This is a genomic window from Halorubrum sp. AJ67 (assembly GCF_000513435.1).
Map to the genome: position 1 here is coordinate 6,897 of NZ_CBVY010000036.1, position 2,548 is coordinate 9,444.

Below are 2,548 nucleotides of genomic sequence, written 5' to 3' on the forward strand. Positions count from 1 at the left end.
TTCCGGGCACGCCGAGCGGGGAGGTGACGGCCCCGCTGGTCGACGTCGGCGACGGCACGGACGAGGAGTTCGCGGCCGCGGGCGACGCGCTGGAGGGCGCGGTCGCGATGGCCTCCTCGCTCACGCCGGAGAGCCACGACCGGTGGATCCACCGGATGGAGAAGTACGTCGCGGCCGCCGAGCGCGGCGCGGTCGGGTTCGTCTTTCGAAACCACATCGAGGGAGCGCTCCCGCCGACCGGCGAGATCGGCTACCACAACCGCCCCGGACCGATCCCCGCGGTGGGCGTCTCGAAGGAGGTCGGCGACCGGCTCTCGCGGCTCGCGGTGGGAGCGGGGAAGGGAGGCGGGGTGGGCTCGGAAGGCGACGACGGGCCGACCGTCTCGCTCGACGTCGACTGCCGGAACGAGCCGACGACCTCGGTGAACGCGGTCGCGGAGGTCGGGCCGGACACCGACGAGGCGGTGTACCTCACCGCGCACGTCGACGCCCACGACGTAAGCGACGGGGCAAACGACAACGGCGCGGGGTCGGCACTCGTCGTGGAGGTCGGCCGCCTGCTCGCGAGCGTCGAGGACGACCTCGACACGCGGGTGCGTCTCGTCACGTTCGGCTCCGAGGAGATCGGCCTGTGGGGCGCGTACCACGCCGCCGAGACCACGCCCCGGGAGGAGATCGCCTGCGTCGTCAACCTCGACGGGGCGTGTAGCTCGCGGAACCTCCGCGTGGGGACGAACAGGTTCGACGGGATGCGGTCGGTGTTCGAGGCGGTCGTGGACGCGTTCGATGCACCGCTCGCGACCGGTGAGACGATCTCACCCCACGGCGACCAGTGGGCGTTCGTTCAGGAGGGCATTCCGGCCGTGATGGTCTCGACGACGAGCGACCAGTCCGGTCGCGGCTGGGGCCACACCCACGCCGACACGCTCGACAAGCTCGACTCGCGGGACCTCGGCGAGGTGGCGACGCTCGTCGCGGCGTCCGTCTATCGGTTCGCGACGGGAGAAGTCGAGGCGGCCCACCGGTCGCGGGAGTCGATCCGCGACGCCATCGACGAGGGGTACGTCGAGGAGCTGAAGACCGGCGGACGGTGGCCCTACGAGGGGTGAGCAGGCACGAAAGGAGGTTCGGCGCGCGCGGCGGCTCGGGGACGGTTCCCCGCCCGTCGGACGGCCGACTCACTCCTTCTCAGAGCAGTCGGAGACGCCGAGCGGGAGGCTCTCCGGGGAGTCCGAGTCCGCGTCAAGGCCGGCGTACGCGTCGTCGATGAGCCGGGCCAGCTGCGTCTCGGGACTCACGCCGCGGGCGGCGGCGAGAGCCGCGAGCCGCTCGTACTGCTCGTCCGGCACGGAGACGGTTCCGTCGTCCATACGCGGCGCTCTGTCCCGAAGCTACAAAAGCGTTGTTCGGGGGGAGGTGGCGGCGGGTCCGCGATTCGCGACGGATTCACGATTCACGACGAGTCCAATCGGTCCGCCTCGCGGACGGCGGTGACCGGCTCTCCCTCCGCGAACCGGTCGAACAGCGCGTTCATCACCGCCGACTCCGCGCGAGAAAGGTGTTCCCACACCGTCGTCGAGCCGAGTCCGAGTTCGGCGGCGACCTCCTCGACGCCCACGCCGCCGCCGTGTTCGTAGTAGCCCGCGGCGATGGCGGTCGCGAGGACCTCCCGCTGTCTGTCGGTGAGGTCGTCGAGGAGACCGGACGCCGGGAGCTGCGGGGAGCGCTCGATCGACGCCAGCTCCACGTTCCGCGCCAGCTCCACTTCGTTGCCGCCGCGTTCGAGTTCGCGCATCACCGCCGAGAGGTCGTCGCCGTCTTCGAGGTACGCCGTCCAGCGCTCGACGCCGCCGGAGATGGTCGTCCCCGTCCGGTAGTGGATCCCCATCCGCGAGAAGCGGTCGCCGATCCCCTCCCAGTCGGCCGCCGCTACGTCGATCGTCAGGGCGACGTACGCGTGGGTGCCCTCGATCGGCGCGAGCGGCTCGGCGGAGACTATCAGGTCGAACTCGCGGAACTCCTCGACGAACGCCTCGATCTCGGCCGGCGGACCGGTGAGTTCGGCGATCCGCTTGCGCTCCGGACCGCTCCCGGTCATCGACGATACGGACCGGTAGCGCACCTCCGGGTGGTTCGCGCTCACCTCGCACTCCGGCTCCCCCGCGTGGTAGATCCGGAACGTCACTTCCCGCATGCGGGAGTCGAGGCGGTCGAGGTTCAAACGGGTTCCGGAGCGTCGCGAGCCATTTATATCCGCGACCGCGCAATCGTCGGTGTGGTGGCCATGACGATCCGTTACCCCCTCTAAGCCCCTTGTGATGAAAACTTCAACCGAGCCACCACTTCTACATGCCGAGTTACAACACTCGACACACTCGCCACGGTCTAGTAGTAGTTCTCGACTTTCTCCACCGAGCCACCGTTCCCACGACCGCCAGCGACCCGGTCCGTTCACGACCCGCTCGCGGCCCGAAACCTCGCCGATCGTTCGCGGAGCGGCCGCTCGCGCGGTGCGGAGTGAAAGTGATCGTGGAGGGCGAATACGCTC

At 69.9% G+C, this 2,548-nt stretch carries 3 protein-coding genes; 1 reads left to right on the forward strand and 2 read right to left on the reverse strand.

Going from position 1 to position 2,548, the window contains the following annotated elements; translation table 11 throughout:
• The coding region (locus BN903_RS14830) for a M28 family metallopeptidase (RefSeq protein WP_048078464.1) at positions 1 to 1,109 on the forward strand (1,109 nt) is incomplete at its 5' end.
• Positions 1,110 to 1,178: 69 nt separating this feature from the next.
• Here the strand turns inward: BN903_RS14830 and BN903_RS14835 are convergent.
• Positions 1,179 to 1,370 (reverse strand): hypothetical protein, encoded by a 192-nt coding sequence (locus tag BN903_RS14835; RefSeq protein ID WP_048078465.1) that lies wholly within the window; start codon positions 1,368 to 1,370, stop codon positions 1,179 to 1,181.
• Between the two features lie 83 nt (positions 1,371 to 1,453).
• Positions 1,454 to 2,194, reverse strand: a complete 741-nt coding sequence (locus BN903_RS14840) for a helix-turn-helix domain-containing protein (protein WP_048078466.1) — start codon at positions 2,192 to 2,194, stop codon at positions 1,454 to 1,456.
• Positions 2,195 to 2,548: the final 354 nt, after the last annotated feature.